At 39.6% G+C, this 18194-nt stretch carries 16 protein-coding genes and 1 pseudogene; 9 read left to right on the top strand and 8 right to left on the bottom strand.

The window, feature by feature from the left end; translation table 11 throughout:
• Nucleotides 1-230 precede the first annotated feature (230 nt).
• The 5 genes and pseudogenes from H5161_RS15610 to H5161_RS15590 all read left to right on the top strand — a co-directional run bounded on the left by H5161_RS15610 (nucleotide 231) and on the right by H5161_RS15590 (nucleotide 2654).
• Nucleotides 231-842, top strand: a complete 612-nt coding sequence (locus tag H5161_RS15610) for a HEAT repeat domain-containing protein (protein ID WP_182711615.1) — start codon at nucleotides 231-233, stop codon at nucleotides 840-842.
• 134 nt (nucleotides 843-976) lie between these two features.
• Complete coding sequence (locus H5161_RS15605) at nucleotides 977-1786, top strand: hypothetical protein (protein WP_182696445.1); 810 nt, start codon at nucleotides 977-979, stop codon at nucleotides 1784-1786.
• A gap of 72 nt (nucleotides 1787-1858) precedes the next feature.
• Nucleotides 1859-2002, top strand: a pseudogene (locus H5161_RS15600) (transposase); the annotation flags it as partial.
• 126 nt (nucleotides 2003-2128) lie between these two features.
• On the top strand, nucleotides 2129-2272 hold the full coding sequence (locus tag H5161_RS20175; protein ID WP_232007048.1) for a DUF3465 domain-containing protein: 144 nt from the start codon (nucleotides 2129-2131) through the stop codon (nucleotides 2270-2272).
• A gap of 43 nt (nucleotides 2273-2315) precedes the next feature.
• The gene (locus H5161_RS15590) at nucleotides 2316-2654 is read left to right on the top strand and encodes a hypothetical protein (protein WP_024597909.1); all 339 of its coding nucleotides are present in this window, start codon (nucleotides 2316-2318) and stop codon (nucleotides 2652-2654) included.
• 108 nt (nucleotides 2655-2762) lie between these two features.
• Here the strand turns inward: H5161_RS15590 and H5161_RS15585 are convergent, their stop codons facing one another.
• From H5161_RS15585 to H5161_RS15555, 7 genes are all read right to left on the bottom strand, one after another.
• Nucleotides 2763-3206 (bottom strand): GNAT family N-acetyltransferase, encoded by a 444-nt coding sequence (locus H5161_RS15585; protein WP_182769631.1) that lies wholly within the window; start codon nucleotides 3204-3206, stop codon nucleotides 2763-2765.
• Nucleotides 3207-3266: 60 nt separating this feature from the next.
• Nucleotides 3267-3860 carry a DUF2238 domain-containing protein gene (locus tag H5161_RS15580; protein ID WP_007583339.1) on the bottom strand — a complete coding sequence of 198 codons (594 nt, stop codon included), beginning with the start codon at nucleotides 3858-3860 and terminating at the stop codon, nucleotides 3267-3269.
• Nucleotides 3861-3921: 61 nt separating this feature from the next.
• Entirely contained in the window at nucleotides 3922-4713 is a 792-nt protein-coding gene (locus tag H5161_RS15575; RefSeq protein WP_182769630.1) for an SDR family oxidoreductase, read from the bottom strand.
• 60 nt (nucleotides 4714-4773) lie between these two features.
• Entirely contained in the window at nucleotides 4774-5277 is a 504-nt protein-coding gene (locus H5161_RS15570; protein WP_182769629.1) for a DUF962 domain-containing protein, read from the bottom strand.
• Nucleotides 5278-5361: 84 nt separating this feature from the next.
• The gene (locus H5161_RS15565) at nucleotides 5362-5769 is read right to left on the bottom strand and encodes a hypothetical protein (RefSeq protein WP_182769628.1); all 408 of its coding nucleotides are present in this window, start codon (nucleotides 5767-5769) and stop codon (nucleotides 5362-5364) included.
• 71 nt (nucleotides 5770-5840) lie between these two features.
• On the bottom strand, nucleotides 5841-6515 hold the full coding sequence (locus H5161_RS15560; RefSeq protein ID WP_182769627.1) for a Crp/Fnr family transcriptional regulator: 675 nt from the start codon (nucleotides 6513-6515) through the stop codon (nucleotides 5841-5843).
• Between the two features lie 3 nt (nucleotides 6516-6518).
• Nucleotides 6519-7190, bottom strand: coding sequence for a hypothetical protein (locus tag H5161_RS15555; RefSeq protein WP_182769626.1), 672 nt, complete (start codon nucleotides 7188-7190; stop codon nucleotides 6519-6521).
• Nucleotides 7191-7866: 676 nt separating this feature from the next.
• Here H5161_RS15555 and H5161_RS15550 point away from each other — a divergent pair.
• From H5161_RS15550 to H5161_RS15540, 3 genes are all read left to right on the top strand, one after another.
• Nucleotides 7867-10833 (top strand): TonB-dependent receptor, encoded by a 2967-nt coding sequence (locus tag H5161_RS15550; protein WP_182673474.1) that lies wholly within the window; start codon nucleotides 7867-7869, stop codon nucleotides 10831-10833.
• A 102-nt stretch (nucleotides 10834-10935) separates the two neighbouring features.
• Nucleotides 10936-12486, top strand: a complete 1551-nt coding sequence (locus H5161_RS15545) for a tryptophan halogenase family protein (protein ID WP_182769625.1) — start codon at nucleotides 10936-10938, stop codon at nucleotides 12484-12486.
• Nucleotides 12479-13966 (top strand): tryptophan halogenase family protein, encoded by a 1488-nt coding sequence (locus tag H5161_RS15540; RefSeq protein WP_182769624.1) that lies wholly within the window; start codon nucleotides 12479-12481, stop codon nucleotides 13964-13966. The genes H5161_RS15545 and H5161_RS15540 overlap by 8 nt, the downstream gene beginning before the upstream one ends.
• A 51-nt stretch (nucleotides 13967-14017) precedes the next feature.
• On the opposite strand, the gene H5161_RS15535 is transcribed toward H5161_RS15540, so the two are convergent.
• Nucleotides 14018-16594 carry an exo 1,3/1,4-beta-D-glucan glucohydrolase gene (locus H5161_RS15535; RefSeq protein WP_182769623.1) on the bottom strand — a complete coding sequence of 859 codons (2577 nt, stop codon included), beginning with the start codon at nucleotides 16592-16594 and terminating at the stop codon, nucleotides 14018-14020.
• A 239-nt stretch (nucleotides 16595-16833) separates the two neighbouring features.
• Between H5161_RS15535 and H5161_RS15530 the strand changes: the two genes are divergently transcribed.
• Nucleotides 16834-18162, top strand: coding sequence for a GH1 family beta-glucosidase (locus H5161_RS15530; protein ID WP_182753985.1), 1329 nt, complete (start codon nucleotides 16834-16836; stop codon nucleotides 18160-18162).
• The last annotated feature ends 32 nt before the right edge of the window (nucleotides 18163-18194 follow it).

The following is an 18194-nucleotide window of genomic DNA, read 5'->3' as shown; positions in this document are numbered from 1 at the left end:
AGGAGCCTTCAATCAATCGAACTACTGTATAAAAGGCTTTGGTTGCAGCCAAAGCTTGGGCCTCACATTACCCGAACTTGGTTAAAGTATTAATTAATTTATGGGTTTATTATCCATACAAGGCAAATCAACAAGGACTAAAACTGGTTGGCTTTAGTCACTTCGTTCCTAAATTTTAGCCAACCACTTTTAGCCTGTTATTGTGGGCGTTATACGTACTGGAGAGTTTTGTGCTAGATGAAATTATTTCTCAGCTTAAAGATAAAAAGTCACCTAAACGACGCTCTGCGGCTAAGAAATTACGCAAACTTAAAAATATCGATGCAGGCCCTTTTCTATTAAGTGCTTTGGAAGAAGAACTTAAAGATTTGCGTACTTGGGAAACTCAGTACCAAATGGTTATGGCCATTGGTGAATGCGGCTATAAACCTGCCCTAGATTTCCTTCAAGCACTGGGACACCGAAAATTCGAAGCAACAATGGTCTATGTTGCTATCGGTGATGCAATCCAAAGATTATCAATGAAAAATGAACAGGATGTTACAGCGGTATTTGATGCCATAGATTCAGGTAACGATATGCTAGTTGACGGAGCTATTCGAGCAATGGCAATGCTCAAGATCGTTCCAGTAGATCTACATATAGAAAAAATAATTAATTATGTTACCGCTCAAAACAAAAATGATGGAATGCACTTTTGGGTATTAGCTGCTGCTCCTGGTTGGTCAGGTAAAAAGATTGAGGAATACTTGGTTTTCTGCGCAACTTCAAAACGTGACGAAATAACTAATGCCGTTGAGTTAGCTAGAAAACAAAAATATAAAAATTGGTCTCCGTTGTAGCTACGTATAACAAGTACGTAAACCAGACCAGAAATGCGTCGCTCAATTTGTGTATGGGCTGCGCCCATTTTCACACAAACTGCCCGCCACATTTCTGGCTGGTTACGTAGGCGTTATACGTTTAAGGAGGTTTGGTGAACGGACTCTGTGCATTGTGTAGAAAATCAGCGAAGCTTAAAGATAGTCACTTTATGCCTAAAGCTATTTACCGATCAATTAGTAAAGGTTTCCCTGAACACGGACAAAACATTGTTTTGATTAATGGCTCAGATAAATCAGCAGCCTATACAGACAAGCAAGCTAAAAAACATTTACTTTGTGAAAGTTGTGAATTGAAATTCTCCAAAAATGGGGAAGAAAAAGTAATTTCTTTTATGGCTCGACCTAACGGTTTTAAACTAGCTACAAAGATAAAAAAATTTAAAGCGTTGTCTCATGTACAAGATGAAAGATGGTATTTTCCTTCCAACGATAAAATAGCACTTAATTTCATGTACTTTGCTGTAAGCATTGCTTGGAGATTGTCCGTAACAGATTGGAGCGGGTACGGTATTCCTGATACAAAGAATTCAATTCGTGAAGAAAGCATGGTTGCTTTTTCAGATTACCTATTAGGAAATACTGAATTTCCTGCAAATACATACCTAGCTGTATATGTTGATAATCAAATAGTAGATAAACCAACAATGGGTTTTCCAACAGTTAAAAACCATGATGGCTACCAACATATAGTGTTTAATATTCCTGGACTCAAATTTAGCTTGTTAGCAGGCAACAATCCAGGGGCGGATATTAGAGAAACATTCTCTATTAATACAACTAACGTTTATTTTGTTAGTCGTAGTTTAAAAACACACCCTGATTATCATTTCATGGTTAACTTTTTAAAAAATGAATCAGTTGCAAAGGGACGGTTACTGAAAGAGCGCAGCAAAAACGTATAACAAGTCACTCAAAAGGACTGTGCTCCTCACCCGTTTTAGTGGACACCTCCTCATCACTATGAGGAGACTAAAATGCCTAGATATACTCAAGCTAGAAAGACACGGTTTTACCCAGTTAATTTCAAAATCAAAGCAGTCGAACTAAGCTTACGAGACGATGTCTTGATAAAGGAGGTTGCTAAGACGCTTGATATTCATCCGTTAATGCTCAGTCGTTGACGAAAAGATTCCTATATTAAACGTCGATAATAAAGGCTGGCGTCATCAAAAGTTTATTCTTAAATTAAGTTCAGCATTACTATTTTAATCGCACATAACATTGACCTACCCCCAAAAATTAAATTGATTTCGAAAAGTGATAATGTTCAATTTTATAGAGAGTATGAGTGGAATAAAAAAGTGGCCGTAGTACACTGGACTCATAAAGATCCCAACGGATATCATGTTGGTGGTTGGTTAAAACACAAAGGTAAAATATACCAATAGCTTTATAGCAATCTGTTAAAGTAAAAAGGTAAGGAAAACGAAAATGACAATGCAATGGATCGCAATTTTGGCGGCTTTAGGCTGGTGTTTATTACAAGTAATACTTTTGCTTATATCTTCACAATGTATTTTTTTAATGATCGAGTTTCGCTCTGATAATGAGCATAAACTGTATCAAAAACTTCTATCAAACTTTATTAAATATCTTTTTTACTCCTTATTTATTTTACCACTCATCTCTCTAGGTTTGTTTATATATGGTGTTATTAACATTAAAGAATGGTGTGAACTTAAGCCTGGATTGTGGGTATTTGCTGCTTGGTGGGTGGCTCTATTTGTACTTTCTTATGCTCTATCAATGAAGAAAAAATATCGTATTTAAAAGAGTATTAATATCTACCGCCAAAAAGTTTATAACATCAAAAAACAGCTTACTAATTAGCTATATAGTGAATCATAAAAATAATAACCCCACTTTAGAAAGTACTCTCTACTTACTATCACCATACACATTCTCAGGATTTATTTGCATTAGTAGTGCGGGGTTGTCTATCGGTTTAAACCCGTATTGTGCATAAAGACCATGTGCATCAGAAGTTGCTAATAAAAAGCGCCTGAGCCCTTGTAGCTCAGGGTGCTCTACTATTGTTTTAATAAGTAACTTACTCAGCCCATTACCTTGCAAGTGCGGGGCAATAAATACATCGGCTAAATAGGCAAAGGTTGCTTTATCGGTCACTACTCGGGCAAAGCCAACTTGTTCGTTTTGAGCGCTGTAAACACCAAAGCACATTGAGTTATCAATAGCCGATTGCATCACGCTTTTAGGTATGCCTTTGGCCCAATAGCTGTTAGCAATAAAGTTATAAATAACATTAAAGTTAAGTTTGCTTTTATCTGTGCTGATTGAGTAGTTACTAATTTTTGCTGTCATACGTTAGTAGTCTTTTTTATCAATGTTTTTATAAACATTTCTATAGAACGTTCCTATAGCCTATAAATAATCTTTAACGTTTTTTAGCTGTTTGTCGTGTACTTTTGAAAGTACTAATAGCGAGCAAATAGCCCCAAATAACGCCAGTCCCATATCTGATTGGGTATCCCACACGTAACCTTGCGTGCCTAAAAACGCTTCTGCGTTTTCGCCGCTTAACACTGCAACCCACCATTCTATTAATTCGTAAAACGCGCTAAATGCTAAACATACCGAAATAACAAAAGTGATTAACCAGCCTCGACCATTTACTACTTTTTTGCGCAGTAAAATTTCGCGTGCTAGTAGTGCAGGTACAAACCCTTGAAAAAAGTGCCCTACTTTGTCGTAGTTATTACGCTCGCTACCAAATAGATTATCGAAAAAAGGGACTTCGGCGTAGGTGTAATGCCCGCCAATCATCAGCACTATGCAATGCGCTAAAATAAATGTATATAAAATAGGGGTAAGTTTAAAGTGGCTATAGGTACTTGCTAGCAGCACTAAACCAATAATTGCGGGGATAACTTCAAGCAGCCATGTAAATTGATCTTTTGGATTAATACCAGACCAAATTAATACAATAAAAAACAGGCTCAGCCATAAATACTTCATTTAGAATCCTTTTCTAAATTGATCAAATTTACGGCATTTTACGCCTTTGAAATAAACGACGCTACCTATAGTTTGTTTTTGCAGTAATGCGATTAAACAAAGTAGGAAAAAAGCGCTTAATTGTAGGCGCCCAACCACTCAAACCTTTGCCAATAATCACTTCGTCTTTTTTATCGCTAATGGCACGAATCATTTTTGAAGCCGCTACGCTTACATCCATCCCATTTTCTATCGACACTTCTGGTTTATTTTGCGCTATGCCTTGCTCGTTTAATGAGTTATGCGCAATTGCTGTTTTAATAGAGCCTGGGCAAATTGTTAAACAATGAATGTTATGTTGTGCTACTTCTGCTCGTAGGCAATCCATAAAACCAACCACCGCATATTTAGAACCCGAATAACCTGTTCTAAATTTTGACCCAACTTTACCCGCCACACTACTAATAGACACAATTGAGCCACTGCGCCTTGCCACCATAGTAGGCAATATAGCTTTAGTAAGTGCAATTAAGCCAAAGTAATTAACCTCCATTAATTGGCGATACACGTTAAAGTCGTTTTCTAAAAATAAGCTACGCTGCGATACGCCGCCGTTATTAATTAAAATATCAATTGCAGGAAGCTCGTTCATTTTTGCTGTTATTGTGCTCAGTACGTGTTCTGGCTGGGCTAAGTCCAGCGGCACAACTAAGTGCCCTTCGCCTTTAAGCGTTGCTTTTAAATCGTTTAGTTTATCTACATTGCGCGCCGATAAAATAACACGCGCTCCAAGCTCGGCAAATTGTATAGCAAGCTCTTTACCAATACCTGATGATGCGCCGGTGATCCACACGGTTTTATTATTATATTGCATGCGTTATCTGCCCTTTTATTGTTATTTATTAGGTTTTATAAAGGTACTTAGTAAAGTATTTTACGCCTTTGTAGGACCTGCTATTGCGTTTACTTCATCTTCTAATGTTTTGTAAAAACCCATTAAAAATAGTAGTTCAACAGTTACGTACAAAGGGCCAATAATTAAACCAATTAGGTCATCCACAAACGCCGGTTTTTTACCTTCGTAATAGTGCCCAATAAACTGTAATACCCAGCCAAATACAAACACACCTACGCCAATACTCAACCAAGGCCAAAACGCCATTGCCGCAATAGGCTGAGCACCAACAAGGAGTAAAGTGAATATCACGGTCATAATAAAGCCAAGCGAAAAGCTCAGCATAAAATAATAAACAACCGACGCTAATACAAAAAGTTGTGCGCCATCAATTACTACACTACCAAGGGGGATTTGAATACGCGCTAGTAAACACAACGCTGCAAATACAATGAGCGGAATACCAATAAAGTGCGTTAGTACATTACGTTTAGAACGATGATATAAACCATATTTACCAAGTTGCTGTTGAAGTGTTTTCATTGTTTTGCCTTTATTTTTATATTTAAAACTTACTTTAGCAAAAGTAAGCACAGCAACAATGTCAGGTATCCGACATTGTGTAAATTAAACAAATGCAGAAATTATTTTACCCGGCTCATGCTCACCTTTCATATTCGTTCGCTCGCGACCTTTTTGATACTCTTGCTCAAGCATTTTTTGAAGTTCCTCTATTTTATCAGCAATTGCGCTAGGGTCTGCGCCCTGACCTTGTAGCTCTTTAGTGAGCTCTTCTATTGTCGCTTTTAGCTCGTCTATCTTGTTTTTGTTTACGCCTAAGCGCTGATAAACCAGTGCTTCTTGGGCACTTTCTAAAAACGTTTGATCTTTAGGCGTTGAGCTTATGCCTTTAACACCATTTAGTTTTTCATTAGGGAGGGTATTAGTTGCCGCAACTTCGCTTGAACCTGCCGCTTTATTTACTGTAGGAGAGTTATAATTACTATATTGATTTTTAAAGGTTATTGTAGTCATTAGCTCAAATCCATTGTTGCGTTACATTATCTGTAGCAATTTTGGTTCCAACTAAATAAAAAAGTCTCTATTTAAGCTTGTGTAGCAAGCGCCTGTAACTTTTGTTTATCTAAAACAGTTATGCGTTGATACCCTAAACTAATGGCTTGTAAGCTAACAAGCTGTTGCAGTATTTGATTAATAGTTTGGCGTGTTAGGTAGGTCATATCAGCAAGTTGCTGCTGAGATAAAACAAGCGGTGTTAAGTGCTCTGTATGTTCGCTAAGCATTAAAAGTCGATTGCATACTTTTTGCTCAGCGCTTAGTAATGCGTGATCTTCCATTGAGGTAAACATTAGGCGTAACTTTTGTGCCAGCAATAAACCAAACTCTTGCCAATATTGTGGCTGCTTGTTTAATAGCTGTTCAAGCTCGCGTTGGGGCACGTAAAAAAGAACAACATCAGTTTGTGCATATACATCATGAGTGCGCAGGCCACCATCAAACAAGGTAACTTCGCCAAACCACAGTGATGAATCAATAAAGCTCAATACGGCTTCTTTGCCTTCGTTACTTACGCCACTAATACGCACCACGCCGCTAAGCACTGCATAAATTCCATCGTGCTTATCACCTCGCAAAAATAATGACTGCTGAGCCTTTAGCGAGAGCGTTTTGCCCTGCGTTAGTAAAAAGCTTTTTAAATAAGCGCTACGGTTTTTAAACCAATGCCCTTGCTCTATTACATTTTGCTGGTGTGGAGTCATTATTTACTGCATTTGCTTATTAAATGGCTGTTTTTCGCTAACCAATTTTTTAGGGAAATTTAAATCGGTTGCTATAACAAAATCATCGTAAGGATCATTACCCGAAAACAGCTCAGTTATTAATGCATCGTTTTTATAAACATTAACGGTTACACCGCTGCCCATACCGCCTGAGTTAATAATATAATAATGATACTCGCCATTACTAAAAAATAAAATACTCTCGCCAATACGCCCTACTTGCCTGTAGTAACTACCAAATGGTGCATCTGGTGTTGCTTCTTTTTCAAGCCCTATGTCATTTACTCTACCAAATCGATAACTAAGCGATGAGTCATCTTTTGCAACGCAAATAGAAAGCACTTTATCGGTAGGCTCTAACTTATAGGCTGTATTTTCATCTGGGTTACGCACAACTTTATGCATTTTTGCGTTAATGTAGGCTGCTTCATTACTTTTACAATGTGTTGCTAGCATACCGACTACTAAAGCGGGTTCGTTTGTTTGAGCTGCTGGAGGCGTGTTTACTTTGAGATTAGAGGGTGAGTTACTTACATTATTATTTAGCTGAGGACTACCTTGAATTGCCATACTTTGATCGTCACAACCAAACAATGCAAACAAGAAGAAAGAATAAAAGCTCGCTAAAAATTTAATGCGCATAATAAAATCCATCTATGAGAGAGCCTTTAAAATAGCGATAAAACTAGCGACTCGCAACACCTTATGCGCAATACTTTATAAGTTTATTTTTAAACCATCTTCTGCAAAAACTACGTTACTTTTTAGTGATTTAATTAACGATTTTTTAAACAACTACTGGTTTTTAATGACCGATTAATAAACTGAGATAGAACCGCCGCTTGATGCGTTTTCATCAATTGCGTTGTACATAATCACTACATCGGCATTTTTGCTAAGTTAGCAAATGTACCTATTTTTTGTTGAGTGACCAACGGCAAATTTATTAATTTTAGCTAGTATTAAAAGCTGATTTAAACACCTTATAAAAGTGTGTAAATAACTAAATTAATCAATAATTGGTTTTCTTATAATAAAATGTTGTTACCGCACTATTTCAAACGGTTTTTTATAACCAATTGTAATTTATAATTTAAATAAAATTAAATCCAAAAAACATACATTTTAAAAACAATTTAGTCTCATTTTATTAAAACAACAGTTGACCCTATTCAAAATATAAACTAGCATTTCTGGAAGCGCTTCCACAAAATCTAGTTAAACAGATCTTTCTGGAAGCGCTTCCACACATTTGACAATATTTATAACTACACAATAACAGCCCCATACAAGCTGTTAATAATAATGATAAAAGCGCGAGGGAAACCGAATGTCCAACCATATTGTAAGAAAAACAAAGATAGCGACCAGCCTATCTCTGATTTTAGGTGCATCAATCTCTTTGCCTGTATATGCACAAGAAGCAAATACAGATGTTGAAGTAATCCAAGTTACTGGTTTTAAAAGCAGTATTAAAGAGTCGACTCGTTTAAAACGCGACGCCGCTGGTGTTGTAGATGCTATATCAGCTGAAGATATTGGTAAATTCCCCGATACCAACTTAGCCGAGTCGCTACAGCGTATTACGGGTGTGTCGATTGATCGCTCAAATGGTGAAGGCTCTAAAGTAACGGTTCGTGGTTTTGGCCCCGACTACAATATGGTAACCCTAAACGGGCGTACAATGCCGGCGGCATCTTTGCCTGCAGGCGGTGGTACACCTAGCTCTCGTGCATTTGATTTTGCAAACTTAGCGTCTGATAGCGTTAAATCGGTTGAAGTATATAAAACGGGTAAAGCAAGCATTGCATCAGGTGGTATTGGCGCAACAATTAATATTAATACCGCTCGCCCGCTCGACAACCCAGGCTTTGTTTCAAGCATTGGCGTAAAAGCATTACACGACTCAACAAACCGCGTTGGTGATGACATAACACCAGAGCTTTCGGGCTTAATTAGCTGGACCGACAGTGAAGCTAAATTTGGTGCCTCGTTAACTGCAAGCATGCAACAGCGCGATAGCTCATCAACAGGTGCGTTTGTAAATCAATGGAATACATCAGCTTTTGACGGCACAATCCCACAAGCTGCAGACGATATTGTTTTAACTAATGCACCCGCCGTTGGCCAGCTTTATTCAATGCCATCAGATTTGCGCTACACCATTGCCGACAGAGAGCGTACTCGTACAAACGCGCAATTAACGCTGCAATACAGCCCAATTGATGATTTAACAGCCACGCTTGATTACACATATTCTAAGCAAGATTTATTCGAAGCCCGTGCTGAGCAATCAATTTGGATGGATAACTACAAAAGCGCGCTAACATTTGACGACAACACGGTAAAAACTCCTATTTATTACCGAGAAGAACGTCGCGATCAGCAAACACGCGATTTAGGCTTAGCGTTTCAAGAGCTAAACCAAGTTAACCAAAACGATTCTATTGGTTTAAACGTTGAGTACTACTTTAACTCTGAGTTGAGCTTTATGTTTGATGCGCACAATTCAAAAGCCACTAGCAAACCAGATGCACCATACGGCAGCTGGGTAAACGCAGGCTTAGGCGCAAACGTAGTTAACGCACAAGAAGTTGATTTTAGCCGCGAACTGCCATCAATGAGTATCGATTTTGATGATTGTCGCCGAGACAACCTAAATTGTAATAACACGTTAGATGCCTCTGATGTGGGTACGTCTATTTTAGATTCCAACTTTGCTCGCCAAGAGTCTGAAATCACGGAATTTAGAATCCATGGTAAATACGAAATTGAAAACGGTGCAATTGACTTTGGTATAGAGTCTCGCTCTATGGAAAGCCATTCACTGCAATCACTTACACGTAATACTATGGGTAACTGGGGTATAGAAAACCCAGGCGAACTACCTGATGGCTACCTAAACCCAACAAACTTTTTAGCTGAGTTTGACGACTACGATACATCGGGTTCGTACAACCAAGGTTATACCGGCAGCGCATCGCAAATTGGTTACTGGGCAGGTGAAGAATACGGATTTAACTTTGCAGCCGATGGCGCATTTGCAACTAACCGCACCATTGAAGAAGATATAACCGCAGCGTTTGTGCAATTTACTTACAACGGTTACATTGGCGATATGCCATACAACATTGTTATTGGCGCGCGCCAAGAGTCTACCGACATTACCTCAACGGCTAATATCGACTTACCTAACGCAGTAGCGTGGGAAGGTAATAACGACTTTAACGTTCGTTTTGGCTCAGCTAAAGAAGATTTCACCCTTAAATCTAGCTACGATCACTTTTTACCAAGCTTTGACTTTGACATAGAAGTAATTGAAAACGTAAAAGCGCGTTTTTCTTATAGCACGACAATTGCTCGCCCAACTTACGATAACTTAAGTTCAGCAGCGACTGTTGGTGTACCAGGTGCCCCTACTCTTTTAGCGGGTTCTTCACCGGCTACAGCGTCAACGGGTAATCCTGGTTTAGTGCCGCTAGAATCAGATAATATTGATGTATCTGCTGAGTGGTACTTTGCAGAAACAAGTTATGTGTCGGTAGGTTATTACACTAAAGACATCGAAAACTTTATTGGTTTAACACCAATGACGCAAAACTACTACGGATTACGCGATGCAACAGCGGGTCCTCGCGCACAAGCTGCCATTGCTGAGCTAGAATCTCGCGGACTTGCTCTAACCGATTCAAACTTATTTCAAATGGTTGCCGCAACAGAAAATGGCGTTGATTTTGACTCTATGACCTACGAAGAGTTTGAAGCCGCTTACGATGTAATTGCTAACAGCGATGACCCATTACTAGAATTTACAGCGCAAGTACCTACCAACAATAAAAATGCCACCATTGATGGTTTCGAAATTGCCTTTCAGCACTTTTTTGGTGAAAGCGGTTTTGGTGTGCAAGCAAACTACACCACAGTTAATGGCGACATAGACTTTGATGTAAACGCTGACCCTACTACAACACAATTTGCACTAGTGGGTTTAAGCGATACAGCTAACTTTATTGCAATGTACGAAAACGATGATTTTCAAGCACGTATTGCTTACAACTGGCGTGATAAGTTTTTAAATAGCGCAGCTCGATACGTAAATGAGCCAGGCTTTACTGAAGAATATTATCAAATCGACTTTAATGTTGCGTACAACTACAGCGAGCAACTTTCGTTTTTTGTTGAAGGCCTTAACATTACTGAACAAAACAGCCGAGAACATGGCCGTACGTCAGTTCAATTGTGGAACCTACAACAGCTAGGCGCACGTTACAATATTGGTATGCGTTACAACTTCTAAAGGTAATACAAAGTAGAGCCGTTAGTTTTTACTAGCGGCTTTTTTGTATTTAAAACAGTATTAATGCTAGTTTAATTGTTATCAATTTTAGGGTGTTAAGTCATGACCAAATCAATAACAAAAATAGTCGTTTTAGGTGGTGGCACTGCCGGTTGGTTAAGCGCAGGTTTGTTAGCCGCCGAACACCCGCACCTTAGTGTAACGTTAGTCGAGTCGGCAAATGTGCCTATATTGGGCGTGGGCGAAGGTACGTGGCCGTCAATGCGTAACACGCTACAGCGCATTGGCATTAAAGAAATTGATTTTATAACCCAGTGCGACGCGTCATTTAAGCAAGGTTCTAAATTTATAAATTGGCGAAACCTCAGTGAGGGAGAAAACTACTACCACCCTTTTATGAATCCACAAGGCTATGAGCAAACCAATTTACACGCCAGCTGGCAACGCATTGCGCCTAATCAAAAATTTGCCGACGTTGTTAATATGCAAAGCTTTGTATGCCAAGCAGCCCTTGCGCCAAAGCAATTACAAACACCCGAATACGCAGCAGTCACCAACTATGGCTATCATTTAGATGCGGGTAAATTTGCTGATTTTTTAAAAAATCACTGCGTTAAAAACCTAAACGTTACACATATTACTGACGATGTAACCGAGGTTATTAACGACGAGCATGACTATATTGCCTCATTAAAAACAAATAATAATGGCGATATAACAGGTGATTTATTTATAGATTGCTCAGGCTCTCGTGCTCGTTTAATTGGTGAGCATTTTAATAGTGAGTTTATAGCGCAAGATCATATTTTATTTAATAACAGCGCTGTTGCAGCGCAAGTACCTAATGCACACATCAATCAACCAATCGCCTCTGCAACGCTTTCTACTGCGCAAAGTAACGGTTGGATTTGGGATATAGCACTACCAACGCGCCGTGGCACAGGTTATGTATTTAGTAGTAAATATCAAAGTGATGAAAGCGCCACAAATACATTAAAAAGCTACATAGCTAAAAGTACCAGTGAGCAACAAGCTGAGCAACTTAACTACCGCGTATTAAAATTCAGCCCTGGCTACAGGCAAAAATTTTGGATTAAAAACTGTGTTGCCGTGGGTATGTCAGCTGGCTTTTTAGAGCCACTTGAAGCGTCAGCACTTGCCATGGTTGAGCTTTCAATTACCATGATAAGCGAGCAACTCCCGCAAAACCGCACACACATGAGCCAGCTTGAAACGCGTTTTAATGATCGTTTTAGCACGCGTTGGCAGCGCGTTATTGAATTTTTAAAGCTTCATTATGTGCTAAGCGAGCGCGACGACACTCCTTATTGGCAAGATAGTAGTAATTTAAATACCGCGCCCGAGCGCCTGCAAAACTTACTTAAACTTTGGCAATTTCAGCCCCCTAGCCGCTTTGATTTTATTGAAAACGAAGAAGTGTTTTCATCAAGCAGTTACCAATACGTTTTATATGGCATGGGCTTTAATACACAAACAGTATCTGCACAAAATGCATTTAACGACCCACGTGCTGGGGATTACTATTATCAGCAAAACCGCGAAAAAATAGCGCAGTGTTTAAACGGACTGCCAAGTAATCGCGCGCTTTTAAATCATCTTTTATCAAATAATGGGCAGCCACATAATGACTAAAACAAACGCTGTTAAAAACGTAGTAATTGCTGGGGGCGGCACTGCAGGTTGGATGGCTGCAGCAGCACTTGCTAAATTAGTTGGCAACAATATAAACGTAACCCTTGTTGAATCTGACGATATTGGCACTGTGGGCGTTGGCGAAGCAACAATTCCGCCTATTCGTACATTTCATAAATTGCTGGGTATAAACGAGCAAGCATTTATGAAAACCACTCAAGCCAGTTTTAAATTAGGTATTAGCTTTGAAAACTGGGGCGATGAAAACACGCACTATTTTCACTCATTTGGCGCAACAGGCAAAGAATGTTGGGCGGGTGAATTTCATCACTTTTGGCTGCAAGGTAAAGCACTTGGAATAAACAACCCATTTGGCGATTACTGCTACGAGCTGCAAGCGGCTAAAGCCGGTAAATTTGCGTTTAATCAGCAAAACCCCATTAACTATGCCTACCATATGGATGCCACGCGTTACGCGCAGTTTTTACGTGAATTTTCAGAGCCGTTAGGTGTAAAACGTATTGAAGGTAAAATACAAAAAGTAGTAAAAAACACTAAAACAGGCCATATAGAGTCATTAACTTTAAATAGTGGCGAGTATATTAATGGCGACTTTTTTATTGATTGCACCGGCTTTAGAGGCTTATTAATAGAGCAAGCATTGCATACTGGCTACGAAGACTGGTCGCACTTATTACCGTGTAACAGCGCCATTGCCGTGCAAACAAAATCCACCAGCGATACCGTATTGCCACTTACCCGATCTATTGCACACAAAAGCGGCTGGCAGTGGCGTATACCGCTGCAAAACCGTGTAGGTAACGGATTAGTATATTGCAGCCAATATATGGATGACGAACAAGCCAAAGCGCTACTATTAAATAACATTGAAGGTGAGACGCTTACAGAGCCGCGTATTATTAAATTTAAAACAGGGCGTCGCTTAAAAGGCTGGAACAAAAACTGCCTAGCGCTTGGCCTTGCTAGCGGTTTTGTAGAGCCACTTGAGTCCACCAGCATTCACTTAATTATGTCGGGTATTATTCGCTTTATGCGTTTATTTCCGTTTAATGGCATTACCAATCACGCCATTGACGAATACAACAAACAGCTTAAAAGTGAAATAGAAAATATTCGCGACTTTATTGTGCTGCACTACAAAGTAACTAATCGCGATGACAGCGAGTTTTGGCAACACTGTAGCGCGATGGAGGTGCCAAAAACACTTCAGCATAAAATTGATTTGTTTAAACAAACCGGCCGTGTATTTTTAGACGATGGCGACATTTTTAGAGTCGATTCGTGGGTGCAAGTTATGCTTGGTCAAGGTATTGAGCCTAATCAGCATCACTTAATAGCCAGCATGATGAGCGATGAAGAACTCACCCGTTTTTTACACGGTATTAAACAGCAAATAGAACAGCGCGTTAGCCAATTACCGCCACATCATGAGTTTTTAAAACAATATTGCCCAGCATAAAAAACCCTTATTACTAAGGGTTTTGGTTACACACAACAACTTTAGGTTTTATTATTCACACTTAACCACGGCGCTTTTAGCGCTTTGTGGCTCAAAGCTAATATCTGCAACTGAAACGCTAAGCTCTCCTGCTGTTTTAATAATAAAAGGGCTGGTTACTCTGGCAAAATCAACGCCCTTTTTAGCAAAACAGGTTAAATCTATACTCATGGTTTGCCATGTATTTAAATCTGCATTTTCAAGCTCATTAGTAATATCAAATTCGCCACCACAACCTTGTTCGCACTTCATTGCAAGGTATGTATGTGAGCTAGGTATTTGGTTTACTTTATAGCTAAAGCTAAGGGCCGAATTTGCTTCAATGTAGGCCACTTTGTCTTCAGTAAAGTTACTATTAATTTCGATGTAGCTGGATGCTGTGCCATCAAAGTTAAATTGCATCGCATCTTCTTGAATCGCTTTGTCTTCAGTGCGATAAGTAATGCCGCCAAGCTTTACACTGTTACTTGCTACTTGGTGCTGCTCGCTGTTTGAATTTAAAAACAAACGCCACGGCGTTTTAAAACTGCCATTAAATATAGACAGCGGTGCAAGGTTACTAATATCAACACCTGAGTCTTCATTTAGATTATTGGCAAGCGTACTTTCATCTTTATAGGTTAAACCAAAGCCATAGGGTAATAATGGTGAGTAATCAGCATCGCCCTTATTTACTGCGGTTTGCAGTGGCGATTTAGGCCATGAGAACGACAATTTACCTTTAAAGTCGTATTGTACCTGCCCACTTGCATCCGCTAATAAAACATCTGCAATACCTTGTCCTTCAGTGCCAGGAAGCCATGCTGCTACAAATGCATCTGACGCGTTTAGTTCGCTGTTAACCCACATTGGTCTGCCCGATATAAACACAGAAACAACCGGTATATTTTGCTGCTTTAGTGTTTTTAATATTTTAAGAGAGCGTTTATTGTTACGCTCAAACTCAAGGTTGTCTTTATCGCCATGCCCCTCTGCGTATGGTTCTTCACCAAATACAACAATGGCTACATCGGGTTTGGTATTAAATTCACCCGTTGGGCTCAAGATAGCGTTACCGCCAGCAGCCTCAATTTGCGTTTTTAATCCGGCATAAATAGACGTTGCTCCAGGAAAATCTGCATTTTGATTATTAGTTCCCTGCCACGTAATACTCCAACCACCCGATTGCTTGCCAATGTTATCAGCCGCATCGCCTGCTATAAGTATGTTGCTTGACGGGTTAAGCGGTAATAAATGGTTGTTGTTTTTAAGCAGTACTAACGACTCTTGTACCGCTTGGCGGGCAATATCGCGATGTGCAGGCGCACCTATTAGTTCTAACTTACCTGAATATTTTCGATTTGCGGGGCTTGGTTTATCAAATAAACCCGCGCGTAATTTAACGCGTAAAATACGTGCCACGGCGTCATCTATTCGCGCCATTGTTATTGTGCCCGCTTTTACTTGTTTAATTGTATTTTCATAAAGTGGTTTCCAAGCACCCGTTGGCACCATAAAAATATCAAGCCCGGCATTAACAGCTTGCGGGCAGCTTTCATTTGTACAGCCGGCAACTTGTCCGTGCCCGTTCCAATCGCCTACAACAAAGCCATCAAAACCCATTTTTGTTTTTAGTACATCGGTAAGTAAGTATTGATTGCCGTGATTTTTTTTACCATTCCAGCTATTAAACGATACCATAACCGATTGGCTACCTGCGGTTAAGCCTCCTATATAACCTTGCGCATGAATGTTATATAACGTCTCTTCGCTATCAATGTTGTCACCTTGATCGTCGCCATCTACCGTGCCGCCATCGCCTAAAAAGTGCTTAACAGTACTAATTACGCGTTTGTCACTTAAAAAATCATCACCAGCTCTGCCTTGTAATCCGTTTACAATTGCGGCTGAATATTCACGTACAATTGCAAGGTCTTCTGAGTAGCCTTCGTACGTTCTGCCCCATCGGTCGTCGCGCACTACAGCAACAGTCGGTGCAAATACCCAATCTATGCCTGTTGCCATTACTTCTATTGCCGTAGCTGCTGCAATTTGCTCAATTAATGCAGGATTATTTGCTGCACCTAAACCAATATTGTGCGGAAATAATGTCGCGCCAATCACATTATTATGACCATGTACCGCATCAGTGCCCCACATAGTTGGAATTTTACTGCCATCAATTGAGTCATCAACCGATGCTTGATACATACTTTCAGCAAGTGTTATCCAATCGGCTGGCGTTGCATGCTTATCAGCATTAGGGAACGAGCCACCGCCATTTAAATAAGAACCAAAGCCATATTTGCGCATGTCTTCAGCGGTTATATCGCGGATTTCAGGTTGGATCATCTGCGCTACTTTTTGCTCAAGCGTCATTGTTTTTAAATATTGTTCAATCGTATTTTCAATTTCAGGCGTTTTCACTACCTTGCTTTTAAGCGTTGGCCAAAGTGATAAATCACCTTGCTCATGTTCAGCCTTTTTGACTACGGCACTTTGGCTATTATTTGCGTTAATCTCTTGTTTGTTACACCCACTTAAAACGCACAATCCTCCTATTAAAATAGGGAGCATGTGTAACCTGTTAGTGTTTAAGCTTTTTTTCATTTTTATAGCCCTGTGTTGTGTCAGTGTGATTTTTTGAGTGCCTATTTGTTATTTAAATTTAACTATTGACCTGTTTAACAATAGCCACTAACCTAAATATGGAAGCGCTTCCTTAAAGTTATTAAATACCATACTTAGTGATTAATCAAATTAAATATGGAAGCGCTTCCAATAATGAATTTAATATACGCTCTATACAAAGCAAACTTTACCAAAAAAGAAGCAGAGGTTTTCTCTTAATGAAACAATTATCTTTACCTAGTGGCTCACCACTTTTAGCCAAAAATTTTACTTATGGTGTAGCTACGGCCTCATTTCAAATTGAAGGCGGCGCAGCTGATCGCTTGCCATGTATTTGGGATACCTTTTGCAGTAAAGAAGGCAAAATAGTCGATAATTCAAATGGCGATGTAGCCTGCGAGCACTACACTCGCTGGAAAGACGATATAAACTTAATTGAATCATTAGGTGTAGACGCTTACAGACTTTCTATTTCGTGGCCGCGCGTAATGACTAAAAGCGGTCACTTAAACCCGACAGGCGTTAAGTTTTATACCGACATTTTAGATGAATTAAAACGTCGTAACATTAAAGCTTTTGTAACGCTATACCACTGGGATTTACCACAACATATTGAAGATGAAGGTGGCTGGCTAAACCGTAACACCGCTTACGAATTTGCACATTATACAGATTTAATTACCAAAGCTTTTGGGGAACGTGTGCACTCTTACGCCACCTTAAACGAGCCTTTTTGCAGCTCTTACTTAGGTTACGAAATAGGCGTACATGCACCTGGCATAGTAGGTCGCGAATTTGGTCGTAAAGCCGCGCACCACCTATTACTGGGTCACGGTTTGGCTATGCAAGTACTTGCTAAAAATAGCCCAAATACACTAAACGGTATTGTACTTAACTTTACGCCTTGTTACTCAGTTACCCAAAGTGAAGACGATTTAAAAGCGACTGCATTTGCTGATGACTACATAAACCAATGGTACATGCAGCCTGTAATGCAAGGTAAATACCCTGATATTATTAAGCAATTACCTAAGGCCCACCTCCCAGATATTTTAGATGGCGACATGGAAATAATTGCTCAACCGCTAGATTACCTAGGGGTTAACTTTTATACCCGCATGCATTATCAAGCAAGCGAAACCGACTTTTACCATGAGCTGCCACATAAAGCGCCAATGACCGATATAGGCTGGGAAATTTATCCTAAAGCACTTACAGAGTTACTTGTATCGTTAAACGAAAAATACACCCTACCGCCTATTTATATTACCGAAAACGGTGCAGCCATGGCTGACGAATTTAAAGACGGTGAAATCAAAGATAACGACCGTATTGAATATTACCACGAGCATTTAAATGCCCTACATAACGCAGCTGAGCAAGGTGTAAAAGTAGATGGCTACTTTGCTTGGAGCCTAATGGATAACTTTGAATGGGCTGAAGGATATTTAAAACGTTTTGGAATAGTACACGTAGACTACAACACACAAAAACGAACTGTTAAAGCCAGCGGTAAAGCGTACAGTAACCTAATAACTAGCCGATAATTTTTCGGCTTATAACAATAAGAACACACACA

It is taken from the genome of Pseudoalteromonas sp. SG43-5, from assembly GCF_014164345.1.
Lineage (GTDB): Bacteria > Pseudomonadota > Gammaproteobacteria > Enterobacterales > Alteromonadaceae > Pseudoalteromonas > Pseudoalteromonas distincta.
The sequence above is the reverse complement of the archived record's forward strand: the minus strand, read 5'-3'. Positions and strand labels throughout refer to the sequence as shown.